We start from the raw sequence: 13,142 nt of genomic DNA, 5'->3' as shown, positions 1-13,142 counted from the left end.
GCGCACGCCGGGAGACGACGGACCGCCCCGGAACCGCTGACGGACTCAGCGGGACACGCCGGACTCAGCCGCCGAGCACGTCCAGCGCCCGGTCCACGTCGGCCTCGGTGTTGTAGAGGTGGAAGGCCGCCCGCAGGTTGCCGGCCCGGTCCGACACCATCACCCCGGCACGCTCCAGGTCCGCGGCCCGGCCGCCGAGGCCGGGCGCGCCGACGACGGCCGTGGACCCCGGCACCGGCTTGTGGCCCAGCCCTTCCAGCCCTTCCCTGAACCGGGCCGCGAGCCCGGTGGCGTGGTCGTGGAGGGCGTCGATGCCGATCTCGTCGAGCAGCGCGAGGGACTGCTCGGCGCCGTGGTACGGGAGGAACGCGGGGGGTTCGTCGTAGCGGCGGGCGTCGGGGGCGAGCGTCCCGACCGGTTCGTAGAGGCTGTTCCATGATTCCGCGGCCGCGACCCAGCCCGCGAAGACCGGCGGCAGCGAGCGCTGGGCGTCCTCGGTGACCGTGAGGAACGACGTGCCCCGCGGGCAGAGCAGGAACTTGAAGCCACCGGTGACCGTGTAGTCGTACGCCCCCGCGTCCAGCGGCAGCCAGCCCGCGGACTGGGTGGCGTCGAGCAGTGTCCGGGCCCCGTGGGCGGCGGCCGCGGCCCGTACCGCGTCCAGGGCGGCGAGCCGGCCGTCGGCGGACTGCACCGAGGAGAAGGCGACGAGCGCGGTCCCGGGGCGCACCGCTTCGGCCAGCTCGGCCAGCGGCACGTACCGCATCCGGAGGTCACCACGGACCGCGAACGGGCTGGTGACCGAGCTGAACTCCCCCTCGGGCGCCAGGACTTCGGCTCCGGCCGGCAGCGAACAGGCGATCAGTCCCACATGGACGGCGACCGAACTGCCGACCGCGACCCGGCCGGCGTCGACCCCGGCGAGCCGCGCGAAACCGGCCCTCGCCCGGTCCACGGCACCGAAGTCGCCCGCGCCGGCCCTGCGGCCGGTGGCGTTCTCCTCGGCGAGCGCCTTCACGGCGTCGACGGTTCGGCGGGGCAGCAGCCCGCAGGAGGAGGTGTTGAGGTAGGCGGTCTCCGGCGCGAACTCGGCGGCCACCGCACGGCTGAGCGAAGAGATCATCATGGGCCCAGCCTGAATCCCCCTTAACTCATAGTCAATCACCACGAGTTAAGGGGTCAATCCAAGCGAACCTTATGGATGCGGCTCACCGGCTCAGACGGTGGAGCCGCCCTGCGGAACCTCGCACGCCCCGTCGGCGTCGCAGGCGGCCGCGTCCCCGCCGACCACGGTCAGCGGGCGGTCCTTCCACGCCTGCTCCAGCGCCTGGGCGAAGACCTCGGCGGGCTGGCCGCCGGAGATGCCGTAGCGCCGGTCCAGCACGAAGAACGGCACCGCGTTGGCGCCCAGCTCGGACGCCTCCCGCTCGTCGGCCCGTACCTCGTCCGCGTATGCCTTGGGATCGGCGAGCACCGCGCGCGCCTCGTCCGCGTCGAGACCTGCCTCGACGGCCAGTTCGACCAGCACCTCGTCGTCGTAGACGGAACGCTCCTCGGCGAAGTTCGCCCGGTAGGCCAGGCTCAGCAGCTCGTCCTGAAGGCCGCGGGCCTTGGCCAGGTGCAGCAGCCGGTGGATGTCGAAGGTGCTGCCGTGGTCACGGCCCTCGGCACGGTAGCCGAGCCCTTCGGCCTGCGCGTTGGCCGCGACGTTCGCCTCCATGGAGCGCGCTTCCTCGGGGGTGCGCCCGTACTTCTGCGCCAGCATGTCGATGACCAGCGCGGTGTCGCCCTTGGCGCGCCCGGGGTCGAGCTCGAAGGAGCGGTGGACCACCTCGACCTCGTCGCGGTGGGCGAACCCTGCCAGGCCCTTCTCGAACCGGGCCTTGCCGATGTAGCACCACGGGCAGGCGATGTCGCTCCAGATCTCGACGCGCATGACTCTTCTTCTCTCCAGGCTCTCGTGCGGCTGCTCCCGCAGCACGGAGGGACCCTCCGCTCAGGGGGAAACGCGTATCGGGGTCCCGGCCATTCCCGGGACCGCGCCCCGCATCGGAGCATCGTTCCGGCCACCCCGCCGCCCGGCCACCCGGCTACCCGGCTACCCGGCTACCCGGCTACCCGGCTACCCGGCTACCCGGCTACAGGACGGTACGGCCCATCGGCCGGGGCAGCGGATCCAGCGCACCGGCGTCGCGGAGGCGCACATAGGCGTCCACGACGGCCTCGATGTCCCCCGGCGGCGCGATGTCGAGGAGCACGCCTGCCCCGCGCAGTTCCTCGCGGGCCACGCCCACCCCGGCGGGAGCCGCCGACGCACGCCCCGGGGAGAGGTAGGCGAGCCGGCCGGCGCTCACATGGTCGAGCGTGTAGTCGAAGCCGGCCCGGTCCTCCAGCGCGTCGAGCAGCTCGTCGTCCGTCGCCTCGCCGAAGTCCGGCTGCCAGATGTCCGCGAGCAGCGCGAGGAGCGCGGCTTCGGGGACCTCGGCACCGTCCGGGCAGACGATCGTCAGCACGACCGCCTGCGTCACGTACTCCGACTCCCCGCCGCCCCGCCCGGAGACCCCGGCCTCCCAGCCCGGCTCACCCCGGATCGCGAGACGCAGACCGGCCCCGTCCGAGGTCTGCGGGGAGTCGTGGTCGGCCTGGAGCGCGGCCGCCAGCTCCGCCTCGCCGGTCCGGAGCTCCGTGGGGCGGCCGGAGACGTGGAACCGGGTCCAGGTCCATGGCTGCCCCGCCGGCGCGGAGGAGGCCGCCGGAAGCAGCGCGGGCAGCGCGTCCAGCATCGCCCTCCAGCGCCCCGCCAGCTCCTGGGGGGTCTCCTTCCGGGGGCCCCAGAAGACCCGCACGATACGTCTCATGTCCTGCCTCCACCGTGGTGTGCCGGCGCGGGTCCGGGCTGCGCGTCGCCGGGCCGGCCCGTCTGGCGACGGTACTGCCCGGGCGCCATTCCGTACTCGCGCTTGAACGCCTTGGCGAAGGCGAACTCCGATGCGTAACCGGATCGTTGGGCGACGGAACGCAAGGGTGCGTCATCGGCCCGCAGCATCCGGCCCGCCGTGGCCATCCGCCACCAGGTCAGATAGGTCAGCGGCGGTTCGCCGACGAGGGTGGTGAACCGGCGGGCGAAGGCCGCCCTGGAGAGACCGCTCAGGGCTCCGAGTTCTCCGACGGTCCAGGGGCGGGCCGGGTCGTCGTGGACGGCGGACAGGGCCGCCGACACCGCCGGGTCGGCCAGCGCAGCCGCCCAGCCCGCCGGGTGCCCGCCGGTACGGGACGACGCCTGCTCGCCCAGCCACCAGGTGCGCAGAATGTACAGCAGCAGGGTGTCGAGCAGTGCGGGTATCACGGCGTCGGAGCCGGGCAGCGGGGTCCGGAGCTCGCTGCCGAGCAGGTCGATCGCCGCACGCAGGGCCGACTGGGTACCGACCCCGGCCGGGAGGTGAACCACGTCGGGCAGATGCGAGAGCAGCGGATGCGCTCGCGCCCGGTTCAACTGGTAAGCACCGCACAGCAGTTGCGTGACCGGAGCCGACGCGTCGGGGGGAGGCTCGTCGGCGGCCGTCGGCCAGGTGCCGTCCGGGCCGGGGAAGACGTCGACCAGGGGCGTGCCGGGGTCGTCGGCCAGTGCGTGCCCGCGGCCATGGGCCAGGAACACCACGTCGCCGACGCCCAGCCGCACCGCGGGCGCCTCGCCCGGCGGGATCAGCCAGGCCGAACCCTGGAGCACCACATGGAATCCGGCGCCCTCGGACGCGGGAAACCTCATGCCCCAGGGGGCGTATTTGCTGCGGCGGGACGAGTGCGGGCGCCCTGCCCGTACGGCCGTGATCACGTCGCTGAGGACATCCATGCCGTCACCCTATCCACGGACCCGGCAGCGGAAGACGATCGGGCATGAAGAAGCGCTTCTGGGATATGGATCGTCTCCGAAGAGCTTCGTACGGTGGGCGTCATGACCGAGACGAGCACTTCAACACCCGGCAGCACCAAGGCCGTTCTCTTCCACACCACCGGCGGTCCCGACGTCCTCACCGTCGAAGAAGTACCCCTGCCCGCACCCGGACCCGGCGAGGTACTCCTCCGGGTCGAGGCGCTGGGCCTCAACCGGGCCGAAGCACTCTTCCGCGCGGGCACGTACTTCTACCCGCCGACGCTGCCCGCCTCCCGCAACGGCTACGAGGCGGCCGGAGTCGTCGAAGCGGTCGGCGCGGGGGTGACCGAGCCTGCGCCCGGCGACCTCGTGATGGTCGCCACGGACGCGGAGCTGAGCGGGCACGGCCTCTACGCCGAGCGCGTGGTCGTACCGGCCGGGCAGGTACTCCCCCGGCCCGCAGGCGTCGACGCGGTGAACGCGGCCGCCGCCTGGCTGACGTACTCCACCGCCTACGGCGCTCTGCTGGAGAAGGGCGGGCTGCGCTCCGGCGACCATGTGCTGGTCACCGGGGCGTCGAGCGGGGTCGGCACGGCGGCGCTTCAGGTGGCCGGGCTGATCGGGGCGATCCCGATCGCCACCACCCGTACGGCTGCGAAGAAGCAGCGACTGCTGGACGCCGGGGCCGCCCATGTCATCACGACGGACGACGAGGACGTGGTGAAGGAGGTCCAGCGCATCACCGGCGGCCGGGGCGCCGAGGTGATCTTCGACGCGATCGGCGGACCGGGACTGGCCGCGTTGGGCGAGGCGGCGGCGCACGACGGGACGCTGATCGTGTACGGGTGGCTGGACGGGCGGCCGAGCGTGCTGCCGATGAACTGGCCCCTGACGGTGATCGGTTACAACAACCTCAGCCTGACGGGCGACCCGGCCGGCCGCCGCCGCGCCGCCCACTTCATCGGATCAGGGCTGCGCAGCGGCGCGCTGGCACCCGTGGTGGGTGCCACGTTCGACGGCCTGGAAAGGATGCCGGACGCGCACCGGCTGATGGAGTCCAACACCCACACCGGCAAGATCGTGGTGACGATCCGGCACTGAATCCGCATACGGCGACGAACCCGGCCCGGAACGTGGCCCCTTCCTCTCCCTCGTACCGGTCAGGCCGCCGGCGCCACCCCCGCCCGGAACGCGCGTTCTGACTGCAACGGCCGCAGAACTGCTCTGCTCTCCTCAGGCGGGTGTCGCAGGTTCACGCCCGGGTGCCGGCCGATGCCGACTGAACCGCTTCGCCCACTCGGTCCGGTGAGGTGCGCCAGGGGGCGCCGTGGCCGGGGAGCACCCAGGACGCCGACAGTCCGGCGATCCGGTCGAGGGAGGAGAGCGCTTCGGCCGGGTCGTCGGTGAAGGGGGCCGGCTGGGGGCCCTGGCGTCCGGTGAGGACGTGCCGCGTGGTCAGGGCGTCCCCGACGAAGACCGCGTCGGCGACAGCGACATGCACCGCCACGCTTCCCGGGGAGTGGCCCGGCATGCCCACGATCCGGGGGCTTCCCGGCAGGTCCAGGACGTCACCGTCGCCGATCTCGGTGACCTCACCCACATAGCGGGGGCGCAGGCCCTTCTTGCGGACGGAGTAGCCGAGGAACCGGAGCGCCGGGCCGGGTCGCATCGGACCGAGCGCGACCTTGGGCTTTTCGCCCGTGCGGGCACGGTCGGCGTCGGCGGCGTGCACGAAGACCGGGACGCCGTGGGCGCTGCGCAGGTGTTCGGCGAAACCGATGTGGTCGGAGTCGCCGTGGGTCAGCACGACTCCCCGGATGTCGTCGACGGACTTGTCCAGAGAGCGGAGTTCGCGCAGCAGATCCTGCCAGTGACCGGGCAGTCCGGCGTCGATGAGCGAGATGCCCCGGTCGGTGTCGACCAGGTAGCACGCCACGAGATCGTTGCCGAGGCGGTGCAGATGGGGTGCGAGTCTCATGGGGCTTCTTTCGCAGGTTCGGACAAAGCGTGGGCCTGGAGGGGCATGGCCGACAGCGGCGATCGCTGGTGCCGCGGCAGGCAGACGTTGCCTGCCACGGCACTAGCCCGTCAGGCCGTGCAGCGCCGTAATGACGTTGCGGCCGGCGGGGTCGGTGAAGTCGCGCACCATGCCGGTGACGAAGCCGGCCACCGAGGTCACCGTGCCGCCCGCCGCTTCTATCTGACGGAATGCCGCGTTCTCGGTCCGTTCCGACATGCCGCCGCATGCGTCGACCGGGACGATGACGTCGTAGCCGCCCGCCAGGGCGTCGAGCGCGGTGTGGAGGACCACGATCTCCGAAGTCACGCCACAGATGACCAGGGTTCCACGAGCCCGCGCGGCGACCGCTTCCCGCCACGCCCGGTCGTCCCAGCAGCACGGTCCGCCACGTACGAATGGCGTCGCTCGGGGAAGTTCGGCAATCACGCCGGGTCCGCCGGGACGGGGGGCGACCGACACGGTGAACGGGATGTTCAGCGTCTGCGTGACCCTGCCCAGCACTCCTGCCGAGCGCCTGATGGCCTCGGGACCGTTCGTGCTGCTCAGGCTCACGACGCTGTCCTGGAGGTCGGCGAAGACAACCTGCACGGTGCGATGATCAATCATCATTCTCATCTCGAATCATTCACAACCTGAATGGTTCGAGGAAGGTAGCATGCTGTTCGTGAACGATGTCAAGTGGAACGAGACCCTGAGCTTCCGGCTCGGCAGCCTGGGCGCGCTGGTCTCCGGTCTGTACGCGCAAGGTCTGGCCGTGCACGATCTGAAGCCCAAACACGTCGGCCTGCTGGGAGTCCTCGACGCGGGGCTGGCCGCGTCTCAGCTGGAGATCGCCGGACTGATGCGGGTGGCGCCCAGCCTCGTGGTGTCCCTCGCCGATCACCTCGAATCCATGGGCGCCGTCGAACGGCTCCGCGACCCGGCCGACCGTCGGCGCCAGATCCTGAGCCTCACCGGCAAGGGGCGCGAACTTCTGGCGGAATGCACTGCCGAGGCGCTCGCTCTCGACGCGAAGATCGCCGCCGGCCTCACGCCGTCCCAGCAGGCCGCGCTCGGTGAGGCGCTCGGCGTGCTGGCGGCGTCCCACGGTTTGCCCGTACGCGAATAGTCCGGACGCCTCGGCGCTGAGGGCGGCGGCCGCGCGTGTCGGTGCCATCGGTACGGCGGGGCGCGTCCGCAGGCGTGGGCCCCGGCTCAAGACAGGAGCGCGAACGGGCACCGGCCGCTGCGCCCGGCAGGCCGTGCGCCGGTGCGGTTCGCGATGCCCTTCCTATGGGTACCGCTCCCCCGCACCCACGGCACCTTCGCGTCGGGCTGCACGTCGCGCTCATGGCCGGTCGGCCTGCGGGGGACGGGAAGTCCACGCGCTGTACAGGTCATGGACCGGGCATCAGGGGCCGTCACAGGCCTGTACACGCTAGGTTTTCGCCGTGCATCCCCTCCGCTTCGAGAGTGTTCGGGCAAACGGTGTGAATCGCCATCACTACATGCCCGGCGAGCGGCCGGCCGTGACACGCCACTGGCCCGGTCTGTTCCAGGGCTGGCCGGAAGGCCCAACTCCGTTCACCGAGTACGCCGTCAACAACAACAACTTGGAGGAGGTCGCCGTCTACGTGGGCCTCATCTGGCGGCTCACCGAAGGGCTCGCCCGTTACGCTCTTCCCGCCTATTACCGCGACGAGGCGGGGCAGAGTCTGCAGCAAACGCCTGTCCTCGTCGACTGGGAGTACGAGGTCGATCCCGGGGAGCTCACGGCCGCATCTCGCGACAAGGGTTTCGTTCCAGGCTGCTCCACTCACGGCTTCCGTCCAGGGCTGGCCGGATGGCGCGCCGAGGACGCCGAACGTGCAGGTCTCTTCCACCTGGCCACACCGTACGACCTCGTCCGCACGCTGCATGCCGTGCTCCTGGACGCGTCATCGGAGATCGCCGTCTTCGCGGTTGCTCCCGGACCAGCACGTCATGCCGCTCTGGTCACTGATCTGCGTGGCGCGGACCGGCCGAGCCTGACCGACGTCATCAAGGGCCCCGAAGTATTCGTCGACCTGACCATCGGATCGGACGTCGGGAATCACGACTCGATCATGGTTGCCTCCCACGTCGATCTGCAGGCACGTATCGATGCCTTGTCCGCCGACTACGAGCGCAGGATCATCGCGTACGAAGAGCAGGCGGGCAGCCTCATCGACACCGCAGCGTTCCTTCGGGCGATGCCCGGCCTTTGCGGCGTCGCACTCCGAGATCGCTGAACGCGGTTGCCCGGCCGGCGGCTGAGCGGGGCGGTCCCGGCCGGGGACCGCACCGCCGGACACCGATGCCCCCGCCCTCCCGGCAAGGAAGGAGAGCGGGGGCATCGAGGCGTGGCTGCGGTCAGCTGCCGTCGCGCAGGTCCGCGAGGCCCGTCGGGCGGAACTCGATCCGGTCGAAGGAGACCTCGCAGCCCTCGCCCGTGGGCGACTGGGCGAGGAAGCCGATGGACGCGGCGGCGGCCGCTTCCGGCTCGCCCAGGGCGAAGACGCGGACGAAGGTCCACTTCTCGCCGTCGGGTGACGCGTGGTAGGCGAAGGCGTTGCCGGTGCGGCTCAGGCGGAGCCAGTAGGTGTCGCCGTCGACGACGAAGGAGTTGACGTCGTCGGAGTGGCCGCGGGTGACGACGGTGCAGATGGTGGGGCGGTCCGGGGAGAGCTCCAGGCAGATCTTGGCCCACTCCCGGTCGCCGACGTGGAGGTAGAGGACTCCCGCGTCGAACGCGGCGGCGAAGACGACGCGTACCCGGGCGATCAGCTGGAAGTCGCCTGCCGGGGCGGGGCCCAGGAGGCGGGGTGCGTCGCTCTCCGTGTCGAGGGCGGCGCCGCCGGGCGGCACGAAGCGGTCCTGCCGGGCGCCCGCGCGGGCGGTGAGTACACCGTCCTGGTGGTTCCAGCCGGTGGCGGGGCCGAACGGTTCCAGGGGGAAGGGGAGTTCGGGCAGGCTCAGGGTCATGCGGGGTGTCCGTTCACGCGGCGGGGCAGGCCCAGCGGGTTGTCCTCGCGGAGCTCCGGCGGGAGCAGCGCCTCGGGCGTGGTCTGGTAGGTGACCGGGCGCAGCCAGCGCTCGATCGCGGTGGCGCCGACCGAGGTGGACGTGGAGGTCGTGGCCGGGTACGGGCCGCCGTGGTGCTGGGCGGGCGCGACGGCGACACCGGTCGGCCAGCCGTTGACCAGGACGCGTCCGGCGAGCGGGGTGAGCGCGGCCAGGAGGGTGGCGGCGCTGTCGTCGGCTTCCTCGGTGGCGATCTGGAGGGTGGCGGTGAGGTTGCCGGAGAGCCGGGACAGGACCGCGGTGATCTCGTCCTCGGAGGTGTAGCGGGCGACGACGGTGACCGGGCCGAAGCACTCCTCCAGGAGCGCGTCGTGCGGTCCCTCGGTGGCGAGCAGCTGCGCCGGTACGGTCAGGAAGCCGGCCGCGACGGTGTGTTCACCACCGGCTCCGGGGGTGACCGGGACCTCCACGTCCGGGAGTCCGGCGCGCTCGCTCACTCCGGCGAGGAAGGCGTCGCGCATGCGGTGGTCGAGGAGGACTCCGGCCTCGGTGTCGCTGACCACTTCGGTGAGGGACTTCAGCAGCCGGTCGCCGCTCTCGCCCGCGGGGGCCAGGACGAATCCGGGCTTGGTGCAGAACTGGCCCGCGCCCATGGTGATCGAGCCCGCGAGCCCCGCGCCGATCTGCTCACCGCGCTCGGCGGCTGCCGCCTCGGTGATGACGACGGGGTTGAGGGAGCCGAGCTCACCGTGGAAGGGGATGGGGACCGGCCGCGCGGCCGCGGCGTCGAAGAGGGCGCGGCCGCCGCGGATGGAGCCGGTGAAGCCTGCGGCGCCGACGAGGGGGTGCTTGACCAGTTCGACGCCCGCCTCGAAGCCGTGCACCAGGGTGACGACGTCCTCGGGCAGTCCGTGCTGCGCCGCGGCCCGGCGCAGGAGCGAGGCGCACAGCTCGGAGGTCGCGGGGTGGTCGGGGTGTGCCTTGATCACGACCGGGCAGCCGGCCGCGAGCGCGCTGGCGGTGTCGCCGCCGGGCACGGAGAAGGCGAGCGGGAAGTTGCTGGCCGCGTAGACGGCGACGACGCCGAGCGGGATCTTGTAGCGCCGCAGGTCGGGCCACGGCGGGGTGCGGGTGGCGTCCTCGTGGTCGATGTGGATGTCGAGGTACGCGCCCTCGTCGACGACCTCCGCGAACGCCCGCAACTGGGCTGCTGTGCGGGCGAGTTCGCCGGTCAGCCGGGCAGGTCCGAGCGCCGTCTCGGCGTCGGCGGCCTCGATGACGTGCTCACCGGCCCCGGCGAGCAGATCGGCCGCGGTGCGCAGGAACGCGGCGCGCACGGCGCGGTCCGCGAGAGCGGCCCGTACGGCGTGGGCCGCCCGGACCACGCGGTCGACCTCCTCCGCTGTAGCCTCCACCGCAACCTGCTCACGCGGGTTCCCGGTGCGGGGGTCGACGCTCCAGACTGGTGCTGCTGCCACCGTGTTTCCTTCCGCTCCGCTGCCACACATCAGAAGTTGTTCGGTATTCTGAACAGAGTTCCTGATCGTGAATATGAAGCGACTCTATTTCCGGGCGTTCGGTGTTGGCAAGAAGTTGCAGGGTTTCCCAAGTGGGCTGGAAGGGGCGTTGGGCATGTCGGTTGCCGAGTCTGGTGGGGCACAGGTCAAGTCCGCGGTACGGACGGTGGAGTTGCTGGAGTACTTCGCCGGGCGGCCTGGCATGCACTCCCTCGCCGCGGTCCAGGAGGCTGTCGGCTACCCCAAGTCCAGCCTCTACATGCTGCTGCGCACGCTGGTCGAGCTGGGCTGGGTGGAGACGGACGCGACGGGGACGCGGTACGGGATCGGTGTGCGCGCGCTGCTGGTCGGCACCTCGTACATCGACGGCGACGAGGTCGTCGCGGCCGCCCGCCCGACCCTGGACCGGCTCTCCGACGACACCACGGAGACCATCCACCTCGCCCGGCTCGACGGCACGAACGTGGTCTACCTCGCCACCCGCCAGTCCCAGCACTACCTGCGCCCCTTCACCCGCGTCGGCCGCCGGCTGCCCGCGCACTCGACCTCGCTCGGCAAGGCGCTGCTGGCCACCCACAGCGACGAGCAGGTCCGCAAGATGCTGCCCGAGACGCTGCCCGCGCTGACCGAGCACACCCTGACCGACCGGGAGAAGCTCATCGAGGAGCTTCACCTGATCCGCGAGCAGGGATACGCGGTGGACCGCGAGGAGAACACGCTGGGGCTGCGCTGCTTCGGCGTCGCGGTCCCGTACCGCACCCCGGCCCGGGACGCGATCAGCTGCTCGGTACCGGTCGCCCGGCTCACACCGGCGCACGAGCAGATGGTCAAGGACGCGCTGTTCGACGCGCGGGACCGGCTGACCCTCGCGACCCGGCGGCTCTGAGCGCGGACGTCCCGCCGGTCCGGGCGGGACGCGGATCCGTCCGTGCCGGGCGGGGGACCGCGCCCCCGCACACACGCGCCCGGCAGAAGTCGTGACGGGTCAGAACCGCGACCCCGCACACACGCGCCCGGCAGAAGTCGTAACGGGCGAGGACCGCGCCCCCGCGCACATGCGCGGCCGAGCCGCTATTCACTCTGCCCTGGTGAGCGACGCCACCCCGCACCACGCGACAGGCAGGCCGGCCTGTCGCGGAATCCGCCATGACCATCGAGCCCTCGAACACCACTCCGATAACATGCTCGAATTCATGGCGATTGACCTCATCGTTCACACCGCACCGGCGACACGTGCCGCCCGGCGTGACAAGTGACCTACGGCGTGACGTACTCCACCAACATCTAACAAATCGGCCAAATCTTGATACCTATAGCATCGCGGTTGTTTTCGCGAATAACCAACGGAATCACGCCCGGTGCCTGGCGTCGGCCGAAGACCGTGTTGTGGACCGCGGCGGGCGTGGTGGGCCTCGGCTTCCTCGTCGCTCTGGAGATCGCCGCGCGTCACTACGGGCTGCCGGGCCCGATCGCCGCTCAGGCGCGCGAAGTGATATTCGCCCCCGCCTCGGGGTTCCTGCTCTACGCCAGCATGGGCCTGATGCTGGTGGTGCTCACCTGGCGGCAGCGGTTCATCGCGATCGGGACCGCGATCGGCATCGACCTCGTCATCCTCCTGGTGCGCTGGGTGGCCGACGCCCCGGTGACCCACGGCCACCCCTTCGGCAACGGCGCGCTGTGGGTGATCCTGGGGTGCGCGGTCATCGCCGTCACCCGCCGCACCGGCGCGGAACGCCTCCTGCTGCTCAAGGGTGTCGGGCTGGGCCTGCTACTGGTGACCGGCCGGAAGACCGGCGACACCTGGCTGCTGATCACCTCGAAGACCCGCCCGCTGGTGATCGACCAGTACGTGGCGACCGCCGATCACGCGCTGGGCAACCCTTCCTGGCTGGTGGGCCGGATGGTCAGGGCCACCGGTTCGTTCGGCGAGGTCTTCCTCAACTCCGTCTACACCCAGCTCGCCGTGGCCGCGGTCGTCGTCGCGCTGTACCAGTTGCGCAACGTGTCGGCCGAACGCCGCTTCCCGTCCCACCACCTGGTGCGCACCTTCCTGGTCATCGGCCTCCTCGGACCGGCCATCTACATGATCTACCCGGTGGTCGGGCCCGTCTTCGCCTTCGGCGCCGACGGCGGGCACTGGGCCGCGGCCAACCTGTGGCCCGACACCCTGCCGCCGCGCAGCGGTCCGCACCACATGCCGTTCGACGACTTCACCCCGCGCAACTGCATGCCCAGCCTGCACACGGCATGGGCCACGACGATCTTCATCCACTCCCGCAAGGGCCCCCGGTTCCTGCGGTACGCGGGCACGTTCTGGCTGATCGCCACCCTCGCCGCGACGCTGGGGTTCGGCTACCACTACGGCATCGACATCATCACCGGCGTGATCTTCACCATCACGATCGAGACGGCGCTGCGCTCGCTCGAACGCGGCTGGGACCGGTCCGGAATCCAGCTGGTCGCCTACGGCAGCACGGTCTTCGCCGCGATCCTGGTGGCCGCCCGCTGGATGCCGACGCAGATGGCCGCCCATGCCTGGCTGTTCGGCCCGCTGCTCATCGGGGCGCTGGTCTCCGTGATCTACGCGTACGTGCGGACCACCCGGCAGTGGGACCCGAAGCCCGCACCGGTGCGGCAGCCGGAACTTCAGCCCGAACTGGTCTGACCCGCCCCAACGGTTCACCGCGGCGGTCCGCCGCAATGATCCGGCACG

Annotated in this window: 14 protein-coding genes; 6 read left to right on the top strand and 8 right to left on the bottom strand. The window is 71.4% G+C overall.

Going from position 1 to position 13,142, the window contains the following annotated elements; genetic code table 11:
• Positions 1 to 64: 64 nt before the first annotated feature.
• The 4 genes from ACIQMX_RS22975 to ACIQMX_RS22960 all read right to left on the bottom strand — a co-directional run bounded on the left by ACIQMX_RS22975 (position 65) and on the right by ACIQMX_RS22960 (position 3,850).
• Positions 65 to 1,126: an aminotransferase class V-fold PLP-dependent enzyme gene (locus ACIQMX_RS22975; protein WP_363075591.1), complete on the bottom strand. Its 1,062-nt coding sequence runs from the start codon at positions 1,124 to 1,126 to the stop codon at positions 65 to 67.
• A 90-nt stretch (positions 1,127 to 1,216) separates the two neighbouring features.
• Positions 1,217 to 1,936, bottom strand: a complete 720-nt coding sequence (locus tag ACIQMX_RS22970) for a DsbA family oxidoreductase (protein WP_402480641.1) — start codon at positions 1,934 to 1,936, stop codon at positions 1,217 to 1,219.
• Between the two features lie 202 nt (positions 1,937 to 2,138).
• Positions 2,139 to 2,858: a hypothetical protein gene (locus ACIQMX_RS22965; protein WP_402480639.1), complete on the bottom strand. Its 720-nt coding sequence runs from the start codon at positions 2,856 to 2,858 to the stop codon at positions 2,139 to 2,141.
• Positions 2,855 to 3,850, bottom strand: a complete 996-nt coding sequence (locus ACIQMX_RS22960) for an AraC family transcriptional regulator (protein ID WP_402480636.1) — start codon at positions 3,848 to 3,850, stop codon at positions 2,855 to 2,857. Before ACIQMX_RS22960 ends, ACIQMX_RS22965 begins: the two co-directional genes overlap by 4 nt.
• A 102-nt stretch (positions 3,851 to 3,952) precedes the next feature.
• Between ACIQMX_RS22960 and ACIQMX_RS22955 the strand changes: the two genes are divergently transcribed.
• On the top strand, positions 3,953 to 4,972 hold the full coding sequence (locus ACIQMX_RS22955; protein WP_402480633.1) for a zinc-dependent alcohol dehydrogenase family protein: 1,020 nt from the start codon (positions 3,953 to 3,955) through the stop codon (positions 4,970 to 4,972).
• Between the two features lie 151 nt (positions 4,973 to 5,123).
• Here the strand turns inward: ACIQMX_RS22955 and ACIQMX_RS22950 are convergent, their stop codons facing one another.
• Together ACIQMX_RS22950 and ACIQMX_RS22945 are read right to left on the bottom strand one after the other, a co-directional pair.
• Positions 5,124 to 5,849: an MBL fold metallo-hydrolase gene (locus ACIQMX_RS22950; RefSeq protein ID WP_402480630.1), complete on the bottom strand. Its 726-nt coding sequence runs from the start codon at positions 5,847 to 5,849 to the stop codon at positions 5,124 to 5,126.
• A gap of 102 nt (positions 5,850 to 5,951) precedes the next feature.
• On the bottom strand, positions 5,952 to 6,479 hold the full coding sequence (locus ACIQMX_RS22945; protein ID WP_363075603.1) for an isochorismatase family protein: 528 nt from the start codon (positions 6,477 to 6,479) through the stop codon (positions 5,952 to 5,954).
• 67 nt (positions 6,480 to 6,546) lie between these two features.
• On the opposite strand from ACIQMX_RS22945, the gene ACIQMX_RS22940 reads away from it, so the two are divergent.
• Both ACIQMX_RS22940 and ACIQMX_RS22935 read left to right on the top strand, forming a co-directional pair.
• A complete protein-coding gene (locus ACIQMX_RS22940) occupies positions 6,547 to 6,999 on the top strand; it encodes a MarR family winged helix-turn-helix transcriptional regulator (RefSeq protein WP_402480627.1) in 453 nt (150 codons plus the stop codon).
• Positions 7,000 to 7,321: 322 nt separating this feature from the next.
• On the top strand, positions 7,322 to 8,140 hold the full coding sequence (locus ACIQMX_RS22935; RefSeq protein ID WP_402480624.1) for a hypothetical protein: 819 nt from the start codon (positions 7,322 to 7,324) through the stop codon (positions 8,138 to 8,140).
• Positions 8,141 to 8,261: 121 nt separating this feature from the next.
• Here the strand turns inward: ACIQMX_RS22935 and ACIQMX_RS22930 are convergent, their stop codons facing one another.
• The gene (locus ACIQMX_RS22930) at positions 8,262 to 8,873 is read right to left on the bottom strand and encodes a DUF1349 domain-containing protein (RefSeq protein ID WP_402480623.1); all 612 of its coding nucleotides are present in this window, start codon (positions 8,871 to 8,873) and stop codon (positions 8,262 to 8,264) included.
• The gene (locus ACIQMX_RS22925) at positions 8,870 to 10,390 is read right to left on the bottom strand and encodes an aldehyde dehydrogenase (NADP(+)) (RefSeq protein WP_402480620.1); all 1,521 of its coding nucleotides are present in this window, start codon (positions 10,388 to 10,390) and stop codon (positions 8,870 to 8,872) included. Before ACIQMX_RS22925 ends, ACIQMX_RS22930 begins: the two co-directional genes overlap by 4 nt.
• Before the next feature lie 154 nt (positions 10,391 to 10,544).
• Here ACIQMX_RS22925 and ACIQMX_RS22920 point away from each other — a divergent pair, with 154 nt between their 5' ends.
• From ACIQMX_RS22920 to ACIQMX_RS22910, 3 genes are all read left to right on the top strand, one after another.
• Complete coding sequence (locus tag ACIQMX_RS22920; RefSeq protein ID WP_219569419.1) at positions 10,545 to 11,315, top strand: IclR family transcriptional regulator; 771 nt, start codon at positions 10,545 to 10,547, stop codon at positions 11,313 to 11,315.
• A 202-nt stretch (positions 11,316 to 11,517) separates the two neighbouring features.
• On the top strand, positions 11,518 to 11,685 hold the full coding sequence (locus tag ACIQMX_RS22915; protein ID WP_363075612.1) for a hypothetical protein: 168 nt from the start codon (positions 11,518 to 11,520) through the stop codon (positions 11,683 to 11,685).
• Positions 11,686 to 11,777: 92 nt separating this feature from the next.
• Positions 11,778 to 13,094, top strand: coding sequence for a phosphatase PAP2 family protein (locus ACIQMX_RS22910; protein ID WP_402480766.1), 1,317 nt, complete (start codon positions 11,778 to 11,780; stop codon positions 13,092 to 13,094).
• The last annotated feature ends 48 nt before the right edge of the window (positions 13,095 to 13,142 follow it).

Origin of the sequence: Streptomyces sp. NPDC091416 (assembly GCF_044756845.1) — a bacterium.
GTDB lineage: Bacteria > Actinomycetota > Actinomycetes > Streptomycetales > Streptomycetaceae > Streptomyces.
This window is presented reverse-complemented; position numbering and strand designations above follow the sequence as displayed.